The sequence below is a fragment of the Sphingobacterium sp. 1.A.4 genome, from assembly GCF_002734245.1.
In the GTDB taxonomy this organism is placed as follows: domain Bacteria; phylum Bacteroidota; class Bacteroidia; order Sphingobacteriales; family Sphingobacteriaceae; genus Sphingobacterium; species Sphingobacterium tenebrionis.
On the sequence record NZ_PEAZ01000058.1, the window covers coordinates 1 to 18035 of the forward strand.

Below are 18035 nucleotides of genomic sequence, written 5' to 3' on the forward strand. Positions count from 1 at the left end.
TCGAAATGGTCCTTTGAAACGTCGATGCCAATGAAAGAGTGGGGATTGTTTGCCATGTGATCTGTTTTTTATAGTTTTGTACAGATTACCTAGTTTTTACCCCATCGATCCTAGTCCTTAATAATGGGTATTGCCCTAATTGTTATCTGGTCACTAAGGGAAAAAACGGTAGAGGATTTGATCATTGCCTAGGTATAAAAACCTTCACGGAAAGAGAATTTGCCGCTACCGTTTTAGGTAATCTTTCTAAAAGGCTAACTTAAACAATTAACCCTTTCTATTATTATACAAATCTAAAGCACGGAAAGAGAATTTGCCGCTACCGTTTTAGGTAATCTTTTTAAAAGGCTAACTTAAACAATTAACCCTTTCTATTATTATACAAATCTAAAGGACGGGAAGAGAGCCTCGCAATGACGGCTCTAACGTCTAATATCTATCATCTATAATCTAAACCCTACCTTCTCTTATTCGCTTTGCTCATTTTCGCCTTTACGCCGCTACCATAATTATAAGTCTTGCTATTGCTTTCCTTCTTTTTGTGGAAGGCGCCACCTCTAGTTTCATCCTCTTCTTCCTTTTGCTTTCCGCCGTCATTGGACGGGGAATAGATCAATAAATCCTCCGGCAGATCCATCACCGGAATCTTCTTGCCCAATGCCTGTTCGATCTTCCTTAATTCTGGCAATTCAATGTCCGTCGAAAAGGTAATGGCGATTGCCTCATCCTGGCCGTTATTCGAGCCGGATTTCAATACATGCTTCACAAAAATATCCTTATCCTCCGGGATATCAATGTGGAAGATAAAAGGGATGCCCGACAGATTCAGTTCATGGCCATCCTCGTTGGCGACCAATAATATCCGATAATCGGGATTCTGTTTAAATATTTCGATATCATCGATCCGGTGGTTATCCTCATCGTATAATTGATAAAGAACGGCTGAACCTTTTTTCACCTGCAATCTTTCTTTCAGTTTCTGTGCTGTCTGACGGGAATTGGCAAATACCACAACCTTCTCAAACACTTCCTCATCCGCCATCAGGTTGTTCAGCAGGTTGATCTTGGTCGTGAAATTTGGAACCTGATAGAGCATCAGGTCGTGCGTATCGATCTCATCTGCGGATAATTCATCCACTTCCACCAAAGTAGGGAAAGGCATGAACTCATCAATCATGAGGTGAAGTTTATCATGGTCCACCGTACTGAAACATAGGTATTGCACATTGCCACAGCTCTGTGCCAATTCGCGTACATTGGTGGCCATGCCCTGTTTAACCATCTCTTCGGCATCATCCAGGATGAAGGTCTGGATCCGGTTCAGGTTAAGCCCCAATTTCAGGTATACCGCGCGGGCACGATTTGGTGTTGCCACCACGATATCCACTCCACGCACCAATCCTTCAATTTCTTCTTCCATGCTTCCAGAAGGTTTTAGGCCCATGATATGGAGCTCTTTATTCTTGCTGATGGCATAGAACTGTTCGATGATCTCAGCGATTTTCTCCTCATTCGGTGTCAGGATTAAAGCCTTAGGCGCTTCATCCTGGGTGTATTTCAAACGCGAAAGTACCCCCAATATGTAGGTGGTTGTCTTACCGGCTCCTTCAGGTGCAATTCCGAGGATACTATGTCCGCCAATGATGCGGGACAAGGTTCTCAATTGGAATTCCTTGGCGGTAAAATAGCCCAATTCGCTCATATTGGCGTGAAGTCTTTTGCTAAGCTTTAATTTATCTAATGACACAGCAGATGGATTATATGAATGTGAAACCGCAAAGTTACGAAATTTATTGGCAAGGAAATTGCGCTTCAAGGACAATCACACAATTTCATTTATTAATAAAATATTGACCTTAAAATCTAACACATGAGAACGAAAAACAAATTATTCTGCTTGGCATTTATAGCGTTGACTTCCTTTGGCTTTTCCGGTTGTAGTAAAGATGATGATGTTTCCAATAGCGATGTGGAAGGTACATATGCTGGAGAGATGACGGTTTACCCGGCTACCGGTATTAAGATCTTTGATAATACGACTTTGACGATTACCTCGGCAGGCGAGGGGAAGGTGAAGGTTACACCGGCAGCAAATACGGGTGGTGTAGCGGAGATCTTTGATGTATTTCCAGAGGATGGGTATATCGTGAATCCTGAAAATGATCCGAAAGGGACTTTTCTGTTCTATGGAAAGGATAATTCTTTAACGGTTTCTACCTTGGGAGATGTAAAAAAAGCTGGACAGTTTAGGTTTAAAGGCGTTAAGCAGTAAGGGGGCGTTAATTCGTGGCTTAGCGTCATTGCGAGGAACGAAGCAATCTTTCCTCTTGTGATGCTGAGCGAAGTCGAAGCATCTAAACATGGTACACGTACAGATCCTTCGACGCTGCTCAGGATGACAAAGTCTAAAGATTGCTTCGTCGTGCCTCCTCGCAATGACGCGGTTTTAACTTCTCCTCAATCTCGAAAACTACGACTGCGCTCATACAAATTCACAGTTCTCGAAATTCAGGTTTTTTAAATCTTCTTTTGGAATAAGTACACTAAAAACACCCTCATCATTAAAACCATTTTCACCAACCTGTAAGAGTACTAGTTTATCTGAAAATGTAATTTCCTCAATCTCTTCTTCTTGTAATTGGCAGTTGGTATAAATTCCAAATATCTTTGATCTTTCAGCACCTGCAAAATAATTCCACTCTAATTCTTCCTCATCATCGAATTCATCTTCTTCATCTATTTCCTCTTCATCATCAAATTCATCTTCATCCAATTCTTCCTCATCCAAATCTTCCTCATCCAATTCTTCCTCATCATCTAATTCATCTTCATCTAATTCATCTTCATCTAATTCATCTTTATCCAATTCTTCCTCATCGTCTAAATCTTCTTCAAAGTCGTCGTCATCATCCTCAAAGTCGTCATCATCATAATCATCCTCTTCTTCACCATAACGCTCTTCAAACGTTTCTGTATCAGCAAAAATTTGGTCTATTAATACCCCAGAGAAAAAATCTTCCTCGTGTTCCTTGGTTACTCTGATCAATTCTTCGTTAGGAATATCGGCATAGATCACTTTACCTATGTCATTCCTTATATCAGCAAAGAAAATAAGTTGTCCTTTTTTTGGTAAAAGTCCTGTTTTGTCGAAAGGGGAGAATGCGGCCAAATCCAATTGTGCTGCAAATCGAAGTCCTTCCGGATATTCTATTCCAATAGGTAAATCAACCACTGGCCCTCCATAACGAGATTGTCCTAAGGCGATATCAATATCCGTGTGTTTTACATTCTTGTCTGACATCCAATTCTGACGTCCCATAGAGGCAGGATAATATTCTCTATCGTCTGCCGTAAAACTAATGATGTCAAATTTTTGCGTTCTTTTATCCATAACAATACTTTCTTAGCCTTTTACACTCAAATTTAACCATTTAGGCTCTTAAAAAGATACGTATAAAATATTTGTTGATAGCTTAATATTTTATTTACAAACCCAATAAAAAATCAAATTCATTTTCAAAGGACACCGATAAAACTGCCATATAGATTTCTTATTTTTTTAAAAGATTTTCTAAAATCAATGAGTGAAGCAATGTTTCTTTCCACGTCATTGCGAGGTCTTTCCGCTTCATTGCGAGGTCTTTCCGCGTCATTGCGAGGAACGAAGCAATCTTTAGCCATGTAATACTGAGCGAAGTCGAAGTATCTACTTTTGGTACACGTACAGATCCTTCGACGCTGTTCAGGATGACAAAGGAGGAAAGATTGCTTCGTCGTACCTCCTCGCAATGTCGGGGGAATTTTCAATGACAGTTTTTTAACGCTAAAAAACTACCTTTGTATTATGAAAAGCAATCCCCAACATTCAAAAAACACAAATCCTCAACAATCCAAGAATAAAGATTCTTATCATTCCAAGAATTCCAATCCTCAACAATCCAAGAATAAAAATTCTCAAACCAAGGGGCCAAAGAAAAGACCTAACGATCCGAACAAGAAATTTATTCAGCATGTTCAAGATCAGGCACAGAAAATGGCGGAAGTACTGGGGAAGAAAAATGGCGAACAGTTTATCAAAGATGCTTTGAAGGATTACCCTCATCTTTTACCATTTGAACTGGAAAAATTCACCAAACAAAAATAAGCTCTAATATATGGAAATGCGCAAAATGAGGTTGAATATTTTATTTAGTTTGCTTTGCATCGTCTTCTTTATTACTTCCTGCAATCAAGAACGCAGTAAAATCCAAACTGAAAAAGATTTTATTTCCATCGTTGATCGAGATACTTCCCGATTGCATTTAGTGCTTTACAAAGACCGTTTCCATGGCAAGATTATCAATACCAAACCAGGCGGATATATTGTCAAAGGTGAAATCAATGGAAAAATAGTTGGAGATACATTGGAAGGGGATAACCTATATACCCCTTTTAAATGGGCTAATCAGAAAAGAGCACCCATAGTACTACTCAAAAAAGGGGAAAACTATCTGCTCGGGAATGGCATTGTGAGTATTCATCTCGGTATACCCCATTTTATGCCAGGTTCCATTAATTTCGATAATCCTAAGCATACTTATTTACCTGTCCAAAAATAGGCTATTCCAAAACCTGTCCTAACTAATTTAAATACCAGACCCAATTAATTCGGTGAAATATTCGAAAAGGTGGTCAATAATTTCGGAAGGATAATCTTGAACCAGATGGTGAAGCTTTCCGGTTCCCTTTGCATCCACTGCAATAATTCCATCAAGGAAATCCACTGATAATCGGCTACCTCCAAGGGATTTATAACAGGATCTACATCCGAATAGCCCACCAGCACCGTATCCAACTCATGTTCTATCAGGTTATTCTCCACATACTCCTTATATTGAAATTTATAGACTTCAAACAACGGACACGCTAAGCCCATCTCTGCCATCAGTCGTTCCTTGGCAGCCTGCATGGTAGTTTCATCCAACTGTTGATGGGAACAGCAGGTATTCGTCCATAGCAAAGCGCCATGGTATTTATTGGCGGCACGACGTTGGATCAATATTTTCCCTTCCTTATTGAATATGAACACGGAAAACGCGCGATGCAATAAACCCAATTGATGGGCTTCCATCTTTTCCATGAGTCCCAATTCTTCATCTTGCTCATTGACCAAAACAACCAAATCCCTATTTTTTATCTCTTGATTTTTTCTCATGGCTAAATTTTTCAAAAAAGAATACATTCCAGATGATCAGCACATACCCATAAACAGCATCCTCAATGGGGATGGTGCCAATTCGAATATTCATAAATTCATTGCTGTTATAATTGACAATGGGCGATTCCAATCCCGTTCCCGTCAGCACGCCATTTACTGGCAAAAATCCCAACATTAATAGCCCATATATAAAAGACACCTTTCCTATAGACTCCATTTTAAGTCCAAAGTTTAGGATCAGTATGCTTAAAAGGGTAACCAGCGCGGTAACAAAGGTATATTGTAATTCATGGAACCGTAGAGCGATAACTGATGTCACAATGACCGTCAGCCATACAATAATGTTGTTGAAGGCATCCATCCATTCCAGATTGAAGAATTTGTTCAAGCAGAAATAGGTAAAGACACAACTGAAGGGTATGCAGAAGAAAAACAGGATCTCTTCCAAAGGTAATCCGGCTAAGGAAATGCCTAATAAATAGGTTTCATTGAACCACCAAATGCCTATCTTGGTAAACCAAGCATCCCATATGATGAAGGGAATAGCCACCAAGGTTGCTGCTTTCAGAAAATCCATAAAATACCTGTCGAATCGGATCCGCTTATCAAATGAGAAGATAAAACAGATGCTGATCGTCAAAATATTTATCAAGAGGTAGGTGAATTGGATCATCTTTTAGTGGCATTAAAATACATTTTAAAATATTTTATGGGCACCCAGAGAAAGCCAAAACATTCCCCTGGAAATTTACCGACATGTTTATGATGTTGTTTATGAGCTCTTCGTATGCCTAATAAATAGGGGTTCTTGGTATTTCGTAATAAGGAGATCCGTTGGTGAATAAAAATATCATGGACAAAAAAATAAGCCATGCCATATAAAGTAATCCCTATACCAATCCACAACAGGTACCAAGTTTCCGGCTCCATGCCTTTGTAGATCAGAAAAATGGCAGGTATGGCAAAAATGATGAAGAACAGATCGTTGCGTTCAAAGGCACCATCATGACTATGATCATGATGGTCTTTATGTAAACTCCAAAGGAAGCCATGCATCACATATTTATGGGTCAACCAGGTGATGGGCTCCATGAGGAGGAAAGTGATCAATAAGATAAGATATCCCATATTTTCTTAATTTTTTAAATCCCTTGCTTTTCTAAAAATATCCTGAGCGATTTATCCTTGATGTTGTTTTTATGCTGCTTTACATATTCCAGATCCTTGGTCAAACTGGATTTATAACCCAGAAATGAAGGGGAGTTGTATTGGATAGCATAACGCAATAAACGTATTTCCACCGATTTAGGTTCTTTTTCAGCCGCTTCATCCAAGAGCTTCCTGCCTTTCTTGAAACTGCTCAATTTTGCCATTGGATTGAAAGCATGCTTGGCCCATATACAATGGTAATACCCTGCATAGGCCTTCTCCAAATTAGTTTTGTTGGTTTTTTCCAACTGCTGCAGCATGATGGAGCAAACATCCTTATCACTAGCGGCCTTGATCAGATTGGAGCTATAATTTTCGGTAGAAAATACCAGCCCTATACTGCAGATCAAGATGGATATCATACTAAGTGTTTTCATAAACGTTTACAATTCATAGGGTCTTAAAATCGTGCGATCTGAAAGTTCATGTAACTGGACATCAGCAGATAGAATTTCTGCGTATTCGGAATCCGTACTCTTTTCTGCATGATCTCCTTCGCTGCTGTGTTTTTAATCTTTTGAAATAGACTTTGGTAATATGTATAGGCTAAATAAACACCAAATTTGGATGAGATGGGCAATTGTTGAATACCAACAAAAGCTTCCTGAAAATCTTTTTCAATATCCTTTTCAATGGACTTTTTGATTTCGCAATTGAATTGTCGTAGGTTGATTTCCGGAAAATAGCTTCGTCCTAAGGTTTCAAAATCAGCTTTCAGATCGCGAAGAAAATTGACCTTCTGAAAAGCACTCCCCAACTTCATGGCGTATGGTTTTAAACGTTCGAATTGCGTGTGATCACCTTCCACGAAAACATGCAGGCACATCAGGCCGACCACCTCTGCAGAACCCAGGATATATTCCTGATATCGATCAAGATCATATTCCACTTTTTTAAGATCCATACGCATACTGTGAAGAAATTGATGGATCAACTGATAGTCAATTCGATACTGTCGAACCGTGTCCTGAAACGACTGCAGGATGGGATTCAGCGAAATTCCTTTTTCCAAGGCTTCAAAGGTGTTCTTTTCAAACTCGTTCAAAAGAAGTTCCTGGTCGAATCCATGGAAGCTATCGACGATCTCATCAGCTAACCTTACATAACCGTAGATCGCATAAATTGCTGGTCTCAAGTGCCTATCAATAGCTTTAATCCCCAGTGAAAATGAAGTGCTATATTTTTGGGTGGTTTCTTGACTTATTTTATAAGCCAATTCATCATATAATTTCTTCATAGCTTATGTTTTTGAATACATCATAATCTTTATATCTCATTTGCGACAATCTTTCCGGAGATCAGCGAAGGTGGAACTCCAGGCCCTGGAACCGTTAATTGACCGGTATAATGCAGGTTCTTTATCTTTTTATTTCTGATACTAGGCTTTAGGATCGCAGTCTGCGATAAGGTGTTGGCCAATCCATAGGCATTTCCACCATATGCATGGTAATCTTTCTTAAAATCTGCCACGCAATAGCTCCTTTTATATAAAATTCGTTCCTTAATTTCGGGGCATTCAAAATGTTTCTGAATGCGGGAAAGCATGATATCCAAGTACTTCTCCCGGGCTTCTTCAGTATCCTCAAGACCTGTGGCCAAAGGCATCAACAGAAATAAATTCTCAGCACCTGAAGGAGCTACATGCGGATCCGTTTTAGACGGACAGCACACATAGAATAAAGGGTTTTTCGGCCAGGATTTTTCCTTATATATTTCGTCGAGATGTTCATCCAGCCCAGCGTCAAAAAATAGAGTATGATGCTTCATGGAAGGTATCTTTCCTTTGATTCCCAGATAAACGATCAAACTGGAAGGTGCGAAGGTTTTCTTTTCCCAATAAGATGATGAATAATTCCTGAATTTTTCAGGAAGCAGGGATTCCATATGCTGATAATCACAGGAAGCAATGATTTCATCGGCGGTATGCGTTTCATTTTGAATCTTGAAAGAGGCAATGCGCACATTTTTAGACTGATCGGCTATCAGCTTAAGGTCTTTAACAGCAGCATGGTAATGGATTTTTACGCCTAAATCTTCCGCAATTTTTACCATGGCTTTGATCAGTTCAAAGAACCCACCCTGTGGGTACCAAGTCCCCAGTTCATAGCCCCCATAATTCATTAAGCTGTACATGGCAGGGATTTTAGCTGGTGAGGCTCCTAAAAATATCACCGGAAATTCCATGATAGATCTTAGCAATGGTGATTTAAAATAAGATCCTACGTAAGACCTGAAATTTCGGAAAAGATGAAGCTTTAAGGCGGAGGAAAGGAGGGAGGGTTTCGTAAATTCTAGGATAGAGTGGCAGGGTTTGTCAATAAATTGCTGCATGCCCACCTCATATTTAAATTTTGCAGCACGCATGAAATCATCATATTTCTTTCCTGCTCCAGGTTCTTCTGATTCGAATAAAGCTCTTATCTCCTTGGCATCCTTTGGTATGGATACTCTTTTATCTTTACTAATGAATTCAAACTGTGGATTTAATGGGTCAAGCGTATAAAAATCAGCTGAGCGGAATCCAAAATCTTGAAAGAAATTTTCGATGATATCGGGCATCCAATACCAACTGGGCCCCATGTCAAAAGTAAAACCTTCTTCGGTCTTGAATTGACGAGCACGTCCTCCAGGGCTTCCATTTTTTTCTAGAATATGCACTTCATGTCCTGCTTTTGCTGCATAACATGCGGCCGATAGACCGGAAATACCCGCGCCAATTATGATTACTTTTTTTCTTTTGCTTCGATTCATTGGTATAATATTATATCAATATCAAAAGCAAATATAGAAATTTAGTGTATAAAAGTATATAAATACACTAAATAAAGAGTTTTAAAAGTATAATTATACCCTTATATCGCTTGATATTAATATAATTATAAACCAAAAAAAATATAAAAGGTTTTATTTTGTACTAATTTTTTCTATCCCAATATCCAATAAATGATCAGAAGAAGGATGCATTTCGTAGATGGGTTCATGGAAGAGATCCAATTTAGTTAATAAATGAATCAGTTGATTTTTTTCAATGTTCGTGAGGTTGCCAGAAACTATTTTAGTAGCCGTACGTATTTTATCCATTTGGGCATCCAAAGCTTGTTCCCCTTTTAGAGTAAGGTGAATTAGTTTAGCACGTTTATCTTCTTGGGATGCTACTTGGTTTATCCAACCCATCTTTATTAATCTATTGATGGTCTGAATCCCTCCTGGTTTTTCTTGTTTATTTAATTTTATAAGCTCCATTTTGGTCATGGAGCCATGTGCTTTTAGATTAATCAGAAATATGAATTCATCTTGGGTAGAAAAATCAGATCCTTCAATAGCTGCTTTTGAATAGGATTTTGCATACCTTCCCATGTGAATGAGTAGGGTGCAGATCACACTTTCTGCTGAACGGCCAAGTTCCTTGCCTTGCCAGGTTGGATCTTCCCAATCCTGGTTTTTACGGGTTAACCAATCGATATAACCTTGTAGGTTCTTTTCCTGATTTGTTTCCTGTTGGCTTGCTTCATAAGCAGCTGCAGAATCCAACAGTTCATGTAAAAAATGATAATTCATACCTAAATAATTAGTGTAAAATTATACTAAATTATGTAAGTTTCGAAATTTTTATCTATTTATCGTTAAAATGATATAGGAATACCACATCGCCAACATATACCGGCTTGTTATTTCCTTTAACATTTAATTTGGCGGTAATGGTCGCTTTTACTGTTCCCCTTAAATTACTTATGGATTTTACGGTTGCTTCCAATTGGACTTCATCATTGACCAATACTGGAGCTCCAAATCGTAGATTCTCAATACCGTAATTGATCTCCATTTTTACATTTCTGACATCAGCAATCTGTTTCCAAAGGTAGGGGATCAGGGAAAGCGTAAGGTATCCATGGGCAATCGTTGATTTGAAAGGACCTTCATTTTTAGCCTTTTCTTCATCCACATGGATCCATTGATGGTCTAACGTAGCATCCGCAAATTTATTGATCTGTGCTTGATCGATCTGGTGCCATTGTGAAACGCCTAACACCTTTCCTTCATGTGATTTGTACTCTTCGTAATTGTTAATAATGATCATGTTTCTTATAAGTATGCTGTAAATATAGAATAAAGACAGCATAATTTAAGTTTTGTTTCCTAAAGCACGAAGGAATTTACAGATATAATTTAACCCCAATTTGAAATTGTTGCCTATTTAAATTTCCAATTGGATGATTTATAATGTATTCAGAGGGCTTGATTTTTCCCTGTTCAATCTGATAGTCAGCTTTAACCGCGAAAATATATTGTTTGAACAAGCTCCGGGATTGCCATTCGGCTCCTAATTTAGCGCCTAAAAGGTTGGTTTTGTAATAGGTATAATCCCAAAAAACGACTTGTTGAATATAATGGTTCATACTATTCGCAGCATATTTCAGATCATCTGAAATAGAAGTGCGGTAAAAAGGATTGATTTGAAAACGGAGCAGTTCTGCATTTCCTGTCTTTATATTGGCTCCAAATGTTCCTTGAATTTTTAAATTAGCATTGGATACATCAATGGATTGCGCATTATCCTGCCGATGGACCTGAAAATACGAAAGATCTAAGCCATAAAGGAAATTGATAGGCTTAGGGGATTGTTGTTCTGCCAAATAGTTCAAGCTGGAATTTAAGACATTCACCGAATAATTTGATTTTGACAAGTCAGCCGATAGGTCTCTTATGAAATCATAACCCCTGATATAATCTGCCTTCAGATTCAGGTATTGATTTAAGCTAGGCGTGGTTTTGAATAAAGTAGCCGATCCGAAATATTGATCTTCATGGTAGATTCCACGAACATGATAAACCTTATTAGTGCTCTTTTGGTCTGTAGTGAATTCCTGTTTGTTCTTTTTTAAAGAAGATAGGATATCCAGTGAGGTGTTGGTGCTAAGTGGCTGGTGCAAACTGACTTCCAGTCCCCATAAATCAGTGTACTTACGATTGTTCAAACTGTCTTTAATGGCATTATTTCCATATCCAAGACTGAGGTAATGAATTCGGTCAGGATATTGGAGACTTTGGGAATAGTTCTTATTCTTATAGGATATGGCCTGTGATTCCCTACCATTGCCGATTATAGCTGCTAAGGCAACACTAGAATTCTTCACATTTACCTGTAATCCTGGTCTATATTGAATACCAAATACTTTATTATCAAATCTGGGATCCACAGAACCTGTGGTCCAAAGATATTGGTAATTGATTTGCATAAATGGTCTTAATATTTTCCCTAATTGATACGAAAGCGTGAAATTACTTCTATATAATTGGCTCTCATAATTCCCTGCTTTTGAAGCATAATAACTGTATGGATTCCAAGGTTCCATATCATTTCTTTGACCAAATGATAAGCTATCCGTCAATTTTTTGTTGAACAAAAAATCACCAGATATTTGAAATTTACCGAGTTCATTTGATCCAATAGCATAGAAATTGATGTTTCTTTGGGAATAGGCTTCTTGGGCCAAACGGAGATCTCCGGATGTTCCTTGGTAATTCAGTTCCACTTCCCCAAAGTTTTTGGGGTAACTCAAATGGTGCTGCAAGAAATGATCTTTAATCAGCTTACCGATGATTTCTGATTGGTATATAGAATCCCTTTCATCCTGCGCATAAAGGCAGGATGGAAGGGTGAGTAAACTCCAAATGATAACTAGATATAAACGCATTAATCAATAAATGAACTTGCTGTTTTACTTGGGTCCGCTTTGGTCAAAACGCCAAAATCTTTAGAGGAATTGTTGGTGTCCTGTAAGATTCGACGTCCATTTACCGTCTGTTTTGTTCTTCTGACCACCGATTGGCTGGAATAAGGTCCAGAAAGCGTGGCTGCCGAACCTGCATCCAAGGAAATATGCAACCTTCTTGGTGTTTTATCCTTTTCCAATACTGATGAAATTTCTACGGCATCCATTAAGATATCGGTTGGTATTTGTGGGTATCTTGTCGTTTCAGTCGTTACGGTCTTCGTAGTTGGTTCTGGATATTTTGGGAAATTATTGGGATCAACTGCAGAGCTGGCTTTAAATAATGCGTAGGAGTCTTTTCCCTGTGGGTTCAGCACCATATCCCTCATTCCAGTAGCGAAGATAGTTTCTACATCCATAACGCTAGGATTATCGATATCAGAAGCGAATTTTGTGCGTCCAGGCTGGATCTTTTGCTCATAAGGATATAAATACACTTCAAAATCTGCTTTACTTAAATCAACTGTTAAAGTCGGATCCTCAATTTCCTGCACTTTATCGCTGTTCAAGGTATACGGTTTGGTATGATCAATAGCTGTTTCGGCAATGATAATACTATTCCCAGGCTGTACAGGATATTTTTTTCCAGATCCATCGGATGGAATCATAAACATGGCCTTTGCATAAACATAATCCTCGTTGGCATTATTGTTTACATTCATGCCTAAGGATTTACTCCAGTCAAACTGCAGGTTTGGTAACAGGAATTCAGCTGTATTATTATTCGTTTTGCCATAAACGATGGTAAAAACCAAACTGTCTGCATATAATACCTGATCTGAATTGTTATAGATTTCAACAAATAGATCTCGTGTTACTGCACCTTTACTGGTATTTGAACCTGCATAATATATTTGTTTAAATACCCAATTCCCAACAGGCGTACTGGATATCAACCTGATATTGCTGGAATAATTTGTTGTGAAGTTAAGGTTGTCTGCACTGTAGTTCAAATGTAGGTCTTGGCTTGTCACCTGTCCACTTAAGGAGGATACTTCCTCTGCATCTAATTCTAGAGAAACATTTAAGGAATAGGTTCCAGGGCTAAGGGAATTAAAATTCACCAATCCATCTGCATTCGCTTTGGCGGTATACTTTTCATTATTGGTTTTGTTGATAATCTCTACATTCGCTTTTTCAAATGGAATTTTGTAATTGAAAAGGGTCTGGTCTACTTCCAATTGAAGGCTGATACTTACAGGTTGAATGGTGTCGATGTCTTTTTTACAGCTTTGTAGGAAAGCCAAAGCTAAAAAAAATAGGGTAATTAGTCTGTATTTCATATGATTAAAATTTAAATGATATTCCACCCGTAATACTTAGTGGAGAATTGTATTTATTGACAGTAAATATTTCGCTATTTGAAGAAGAATATTCGATATGTTCCGGTTGAATATTCAATACATTATAGGCAGTAACTGCAATCCTGAACTTCTTTTTAATTTCTTTGGCTACTGAGAGATTTAGACACCCATAAATAAAGGGTTGGTTGGAATTGTTTAAGGTCACATCTCGAACCGGGATTTGATCCAAATCTTCTGGGAAAGGGAGGAGGTTCATATCAGATCCAAAATAACCAACAGCCTGTTGTATTTTCGTACCATATTTGCTCTTGGTCATATTATACCAGAAGAGATCGAAGTTGGCCATAATGACAAATCCAAGTTTGGGTATATGGGTTGTACTTCCAAATTTACTGAGCATATTCAGTTTTTTATTATTGGATTTTGGCGGATAGGCTAAATACCAGATACTTTCACTATTGATCTTTATCGGTTGAATGAGATTAACAACATCAAAACTCTTATTGTTTTCTTCCGATACAATGAAGGAGGTACTCATATTAAAGGAGCTTTCGATTGCCTTGATCTTATTGATGTTGAGCATCCAATCCACACCGTAGGAATTTGAATTTAAATGGTTCCCCATTTTGTATCCTCCATAATTGTAGTAATCGATCGTCTTACCTGTACTTTGGTAGGTTATTTCCCGCAAGCTCTCGTCAAATTGATAGGTATATTCCGGAACAGTTATTTTTCTATAGGATTGTACGGTATGGAATCCATCTTTATTACTTTTGAAAAAGGCATTTAAAGTAGTGCTGAAGGTTTTCGTCTGATATCGAGCTCCAACTTCAAATTGACTGGATTTTGATGGTTTCAGATGACTGTTGTCTGCCAAAAATTTCTCTGTATAAACTAGATATAATGCATCTTCACTGTTGTAGGCAAGAATAAGTGGGATATCCAGAAAAGTCGGTGGGGGATAGCGATGTACCATGGTCGGACTCTTGGTGGAGATACCAAAAGCTGCATTGAAATTCAAGTTGGAATTCCAGCGTAAGGTAGTACTCAACCGAGGTTGCAATGACCAGGAACCATTTTGCTGATCTAATCTTAATCCTAAATTTGATATTAATTTCCGATTGCCCAAGGACAGATTAAAACTGTCGGAAAAGAAAAAACCGTAATTGATCAACGGATCTAAATATTGAAAGGAGTAGGGTCGGGCATTCTGGCCGTTTTGATTTATCCACCGAGGCTTATCTGGATCGGCTATAATACCTTGTCCGCCATTGTTGGAATAATTCCCAGAAAACCCATAGGAAATAAAATGTAGTATTTCTCCAGTTTCAATTTTTGAAGATAGATTTAAATTAACAGAGCCAGTTATCGGTTTTCCGAGAATCTCCTCTTCTGCAATATATCTTCCTGAAAGCACAACACCTTCATAAATTCCGGTAGTATCTTTATAAGCATAACCTCTGGGTAATTGGTTCAGCAACCACTGCTTATAACTGTGCTGGGAACCTTTGGAGTAAGAGATACTAAAATTTGCCTGATCGACAAATTTATCTTCGAAATCAATGTTCAGTCGGTTACTTATCCGAAAATTCGTGTTTTTTGTCAAGGAAGTCTGCTGATCGGCATCATCAGGATCGAATTTCATTTCGTCATTTCGAAAACCATAATCGATACTTAGGGTATTTTTGATGTTCTTAACAGGTGATACGGTCCACATGAGGGAAGTATTCCAACGATCAAACTGTTTTATTCTGTCTTTTGGATCTGGATTACTAATGGCGTAGTTTATACCCAGGTTCAAAGCGCCTAATCTCTTTTTTAGATCAAACCCTTTTGAAACACTGAAATTGCTTGAACCGCCATTAATATTAGTCACGAAAGAGTAGGGTGTTTTCGCGGCTTTTCGATCTATTAATATGGCACCATCTGTTAATTCGCCATATTTTGCGGAAGCAACGCCTTGAATGATTTCCACCTTTTCAATGGTTTCCACTGGAATTTCCCTTAGATCAATTCCTGTAAATGGTACATCACCACCAGGAGTCCCATTAGCTCCACCTAAAGCTGCACTACTCATTCCCCATTGTGAAAACGCCCTCGCCTGCATATTGGCGTCATTCGAAAGATAGATCCCATCCATAATGATCGGAACACCTAAGGAGTTATTTAAATCGTATGCTCCACCTTGAATACCTCTTAGAGTAATGGTCTGCGGAGCATCAATGGTTGGGGCAGTCGTTGCTTTTCCTGGAATGGTGTTGAGAATATCCATTAAGCTAAATGCCTGGATCTTTTCTATCGCTTCTTCATCAAAAACAATGGAACTATTGGAGTTTAAGGTCGATTCGTATAAGGGACGGACATTGATCTCTTCCAAAGTATAGCTCAATCCTTCCATGGTAATAAACACAGGCTTTGCTAAGTCTTGTTTTTTGATTAGCAAAAGGCGGGTCCTCATACCAACAGCACTAACTCGGATATGAAGATCCTGGGGTTTAGCCGGTAATTTTATGGAAAACCGACCCTCATTATCTGTTGATATAGTAGATTTTAATTCTTCAAAATGGACACTGGCAAAAACTATGGGCTCTTTATCTTGGTTGATTACGCGACCTTGTAAGGAAGGTTGTTGGGCAAGAGCAGTTTGATGCAGGCAAATTAGAAGAATGGTAATATAAAAATAGTACACTGCCTTCATTGTTTAGAACAATTCTAATTTGAGGCAAATGTACTACACTTTTTTTATTATTTAAATTTATTCTAAATAATTTATTGATTTATTTCTGTTTCCGAATGCAAGGCACATTTCCACTCTCCATCTTCTTTGATCCATGCCGAACTGCAGGCTGCTTTTGATCGCGTAGTTTCTGCTTTTACAACATGTTCGATTTCAACGGTATAGCCAATGATTCCGTAGTCATCTGAAAGCATCTGAACTTTTTCATCCTTAATACCCACTATTTTCATCTCCATTTCCTTAGCTTGCTCAAATCCCTCCTGAAATGCCTTTTCATCCACTTCACGAACCCCATTTTTAGCAGTTAATATGCATGGGAAATGGGTTAAGTTGGTGACGGTTTTGAAATCATGCGCCGCCATGGCCGCCCAATATTGTTTTTCTAACTCTAAGATCTCGTTTTTCATAGCTACTGTGTTTTTATCAATGTATGTTTATCCGTATAAAAACAACAGCTCAGAAACGAATTAGTTTGAAATATTAACTGTTGGGATCAGCAACGATTTTGATCTGTTGATTTTTAAGTTTGATCTTCAACCAATCCGATAACCGCTTAAGTTCTGCATCAGCTACATTTTTTTTGGAAGAATGCAGCAACACTACTTCGGCATAACTGCTATCTGGATTGATAAATACCAATTGTTTCCCTATGGAAAATGGACTTATTTCGGGAAATAGGGTAGTAATTTCCTGGATCAGTTCTTTATCATTGAATGTATAGGTAGACAGTTCGTTCCTTAAATTCTGTATAGTAATGTCTTTTTCTGAGACATGTTGTGATTGTTTGCTGATCTCGGCCAGGATATCCCTTTTAAGATCTGTGCTATCTTGACGGATCAACAATTCGGTATTTGTCAGATTATAATTTTCTAATCGATCATTCAAGTCTTTTAGTTCTGCCGCATTGAATCGCTTGGATAATAAGGCCAATTCTATTTTTTTCACTCTTGAATTAAATTGGGTTCTCTCAAAGATGATGGTATGCCCTTTGGATGTAAATTCCTTCTCTATGAATTGGGATACGTTCTGTGCAAATTTACGTTCCTGTAATAGACTGTAGGCCAAGTAAAAACTAGGTACCAACATAATAACTAGAAGAACCGAAATAATGCGGGTGATCCGCTTTTCCCTTGCTTGATCAACAAACTTTACCTTTGGGTACTTCAATAATTTGACGATCAAGAAAGTAGATATACAGATGAAAAAACAGTTGATGGTATACAGGTAGATGGCTCCAGAGAAATAAGCTAGGTTTCCAATTGCCAATCCATATCCTGCGGTACATAAGGGAGGCATTAAGGCAGTTGCAATAGCCACACCAGGGATTGGATTTCCCTTTTCCTTTCGGGTAATGGCAATACCACCAACAAGCCCTCCAAAAAAGGCGATCAGTACATCGTAAATATTGGGTGCAGTACGGGCCAGAAGTTCAGATTGTGCCTCTTTGAATGGGCTCAATAAAAAATAAAGAAAGGATACAAAAAGGCTGACCAAAGTGGCTACCCCCAGATTCTTAGCTGATTTTTTAAGCAGATCAAAATCATAGGTTCCCAAGGAAAATCCGGCTCCGACAATAGGACCCATCAAGGGTGAAATAAGCATGGCACCAATTATCACGGCCGTTGAATTCACATTTAAACCAACTGAGGCAATAACAATCGCACAGGCCAATACCCATAAATTGGCTCCTTTAAAAGAAATATTGGCCTTGACATCCTCCATGACCTTCTCACGGGATTCCTCACCAAAATGTAGGTTGAAGGTTCTTAATATTTTAATCATTGATTCCTATTTGTGCCGAAAATTAATAAAAT

General features: G+C 38.3%; 18 protein-coding genes. 3 read left to right on the forward strand and 15 right to left on the reverse strand.

All coding sequences use genetic code 11. The features are described from left to right. Nucleotides 1–457: 457 nt before the first annotated feature. Nucleotides 458–1747 carry a DEAD/DEAH box helicase gene (locus CRJ00_RS09780; RefSeq protein WP_257213734.1) on the reverse strand — a complete coding sequence of 430 codons (1290 nt, stop codon included), beginning with the start codon at nucleotides 1745–1747 and terminating at the stop codon, nucleotides 458–460. A gap of 123 nt (nucleotides 1748–1870) precedes the next feature. Between CRJ00_RS09780 and CRJ00_RS09785 the strand changes: the two genes are divergently transcribed. Then, a complete protein-coding gene (locus CRJ00_RS09785; RefSeq protein ID WP_099366695.1) occupies nucleotides 1871–2272 on the forward strand; it encodes a hypothetical protein in 402 nt (133 codons plus the stop codon). A gap of 210 nt (nucleotides 2273–2482) precedes the next feature. Here the strand turns inward: CRJ00_RS09785 and CRJ00_RS09790 are convergent, their stop codons facing one another. Then, complete coding sequence (locus CRJ00_RS09790) at nucleotides 2483–3391, reverse strand: DUF1963 domain-containing protein (RefSeq protein ID WP_099366696.1); 909 nt, start codon at nucleotides 3389–3391, stop codon at nucleotides 2483–2485. 453 nt (nucleotides 3392–3844) lie between these two features. Between CRJ00_RS09790 and CRJ00_RS09795 the strand changes: the two genes are divergently transcribed. Both CRJ00_RS09795 and CRJ00_RS09800 read left to right on the forward strand, forming a co-directional pair. Beyond that, a complete protein-coding gene (locus CRJ00_RS09795) occupies nucleotides 3845–4144 on the forward strand; it encodes a hypothetical protein (protein ID WP_099366697.1) in 300 nt (99 codons plus the stop codon). A 10-nt stretch (nucleotides 4145–4154) separates the two neighbouring features. Continuing rightward, nucleotides 4155–4598, forward strand: a complete 444-nt coding sequence (locus CRJ00_RS09800) for a hypothetical protein (RefSeq protein ID WP_180268471.1) — start codon at nucleotides 4155–4157, stop codon at nucleotides 4596–4598. 44 nt (nucleotides 4599–4642) lie between these two features. Here the strand turns inward: CRJ00_RS09800 and idi are convergent, their stop codons facing one another. From idi to CRJ00_RS09865, 13 genes are all read right to left on the reverse strand, one after another. Further along, nucleotides 4643–5194: an isopentenyl-diphosphate Delta-isomerase gene (idi, locus tag CRJ00_RS09805; protein ID WP_099366699.1), complete on the reverse strand. Its 552-nt coding sequence runs from the start codon at nucleotides 5192–5194 to the stop codon at nucleotides 4643–4645. Continuing rightward, nucleotides 5166–5870, reverse strand: coding sequence for a lycopene cyclase domain-containing protein (locus CRJ00_RS09810; RefSeq protein ID WP_099366700.1), 705 nt, complete (start codon nucleotides 5868–5870; stop codon nucleotides 5166–5168). Before CRJ00_RS09810 ends, idi begins: the two co-directional genes overlap by 29 nt. Continuing rightward, nucleotides 5867–6325, reverse strand: a complete 459-nt coding sequence (locus CRJ00_RS09815; RefSeq protein ID WP_099366701.1) for a sterol desaturase family protein — start codon at nucleotides 6323–6325, stop codon at nucleotides 5867–5869. The genes CRJ00_RS09810 and CRJ00_RS09815 overlap by 4 nt, the downstream gene beginning before the upstream one ends. 14 nt (nucleotides 6326–6339) lie before the next feature. Further along, on the reverse strand, nucleotides 6340–6783 hold the full coding sequence (locus CRJ00_RS09820) for a hypothetical protein (RefSeq protein ID WP_144038141.1): 444 nt from the start codon (nucleotides 6781–6783) through the stop codon (nucleotides 6340–6342). A gap of 23 nt (nucleotides 6784–6806) precedes the next feature. Further along, complete coding sequence (locus CRJ00_RS09825; RefSeq protein ID WP_099366703.1) at nucleotides 6807–7643, reverse strand: phytoene/squalene synthase family protein; 837 nt, start codon at nucleotides 7641–7643, stop codon at nucleotides 6807–6809. Nucleotides 7644–7672: 29 nt separating this feature from the next. Next, on the reverse strand, nucleotides 7673–9157 hold the full coding sequence (locus CRJ00_RS09830) for a phytoene desaturase family protein (RefSeq protein ID WP_099366704.1): 1485 nt from the start codon (nucleotides 9155–9157) through the stop codon (nucleotides 7673–7675). Between the two features lie 153 nt (nucleotides 9158–9310). Beyond that, entirely contained in the window at nucleotides 9311–9964 is a 654-nt protein-coding gene (locus tag CRJ00_RS09835) for a MarR family winged helix-turn-helix transcriptional regulator (protein ID WP_099366705.1), read from the reverse strand. A 55-nt stretch (nucleotides 9965–10019) separates the two neighbouring features. Then, nucleotides 10020–10484: a MaoC family dehydratase gene (locus CRJ00_RS09840; protein ID WP_099366706.1), complete on the reverse strand. Its 465-nt coding sequence runs from the start codon at nucleotides 10482–10484 to the stop codon at nucleotides 10020–10022. Nucleotides 10485–10560: 76 nt separating this feature from the next. After that, complete coding sequence (locus CRJ00_RS09845) at nucleotides 10561–12102, reverse strand: DUF6850 family outer membrane beta-barrel protein (protein WP_099366707.1); 1542 nt, start codon at nucleotides 12100–12102, stop codon at nucleotides 10561–10563. Next, nucleotides 12102–13463: a DUF4876 domain-containing protein gene (locus CRJ00_RS09850; protein WP_099366708.1), complete on the reverse strand. Its 1362-nt coding sequence runs from the start codon at nucleotides 13461–13463 to the stop codon at nucleotides 12102–12104. The genes CRJ00_RS09845 and CRJ00_RS09850 overlap by 1 nt, the downstream gene beginning before the upstream one ends. A 4-nt stretch (nucleotides 13464–13467) precedes the next feature. Then, a complete protein-coding gene (locus tag CRJ00_RS09855; protein WP_099366709.1) occupies nucleotides 13468–16182 on the reverse strand; it encodes a TonB-dependent receptor in 2715 nt (904 codons plus the stop codon). A gap of 71 nt (nucleotides 16183–16253) precedes the next feature. Beyond that, nucleotides 16254–16628, reverse strand: a complete 375-nt coding sequence (locus CRJ00_RS09860) for a nuclear transport factor 2 family protein (RefSeq protein ID WP_099366710.1) — start codon at nucleotides 16626–16628, stop codon at nucleotides 16254–16256. Nucleotides 16629–16701: 73 nt separating this feature from the next. Then, entirely contained in the window at nucleotides 16702–18003 is a 1302-nt protein-coding gene (locus tag CRJ00_RS09865) for a DUF389 domain-containing protein (RefSeq protein ID WP_099366711.1), read from the reverse strand. Between the last annotated feature and the right edge of the window lie 32 nt (nucleotides 18004–18035).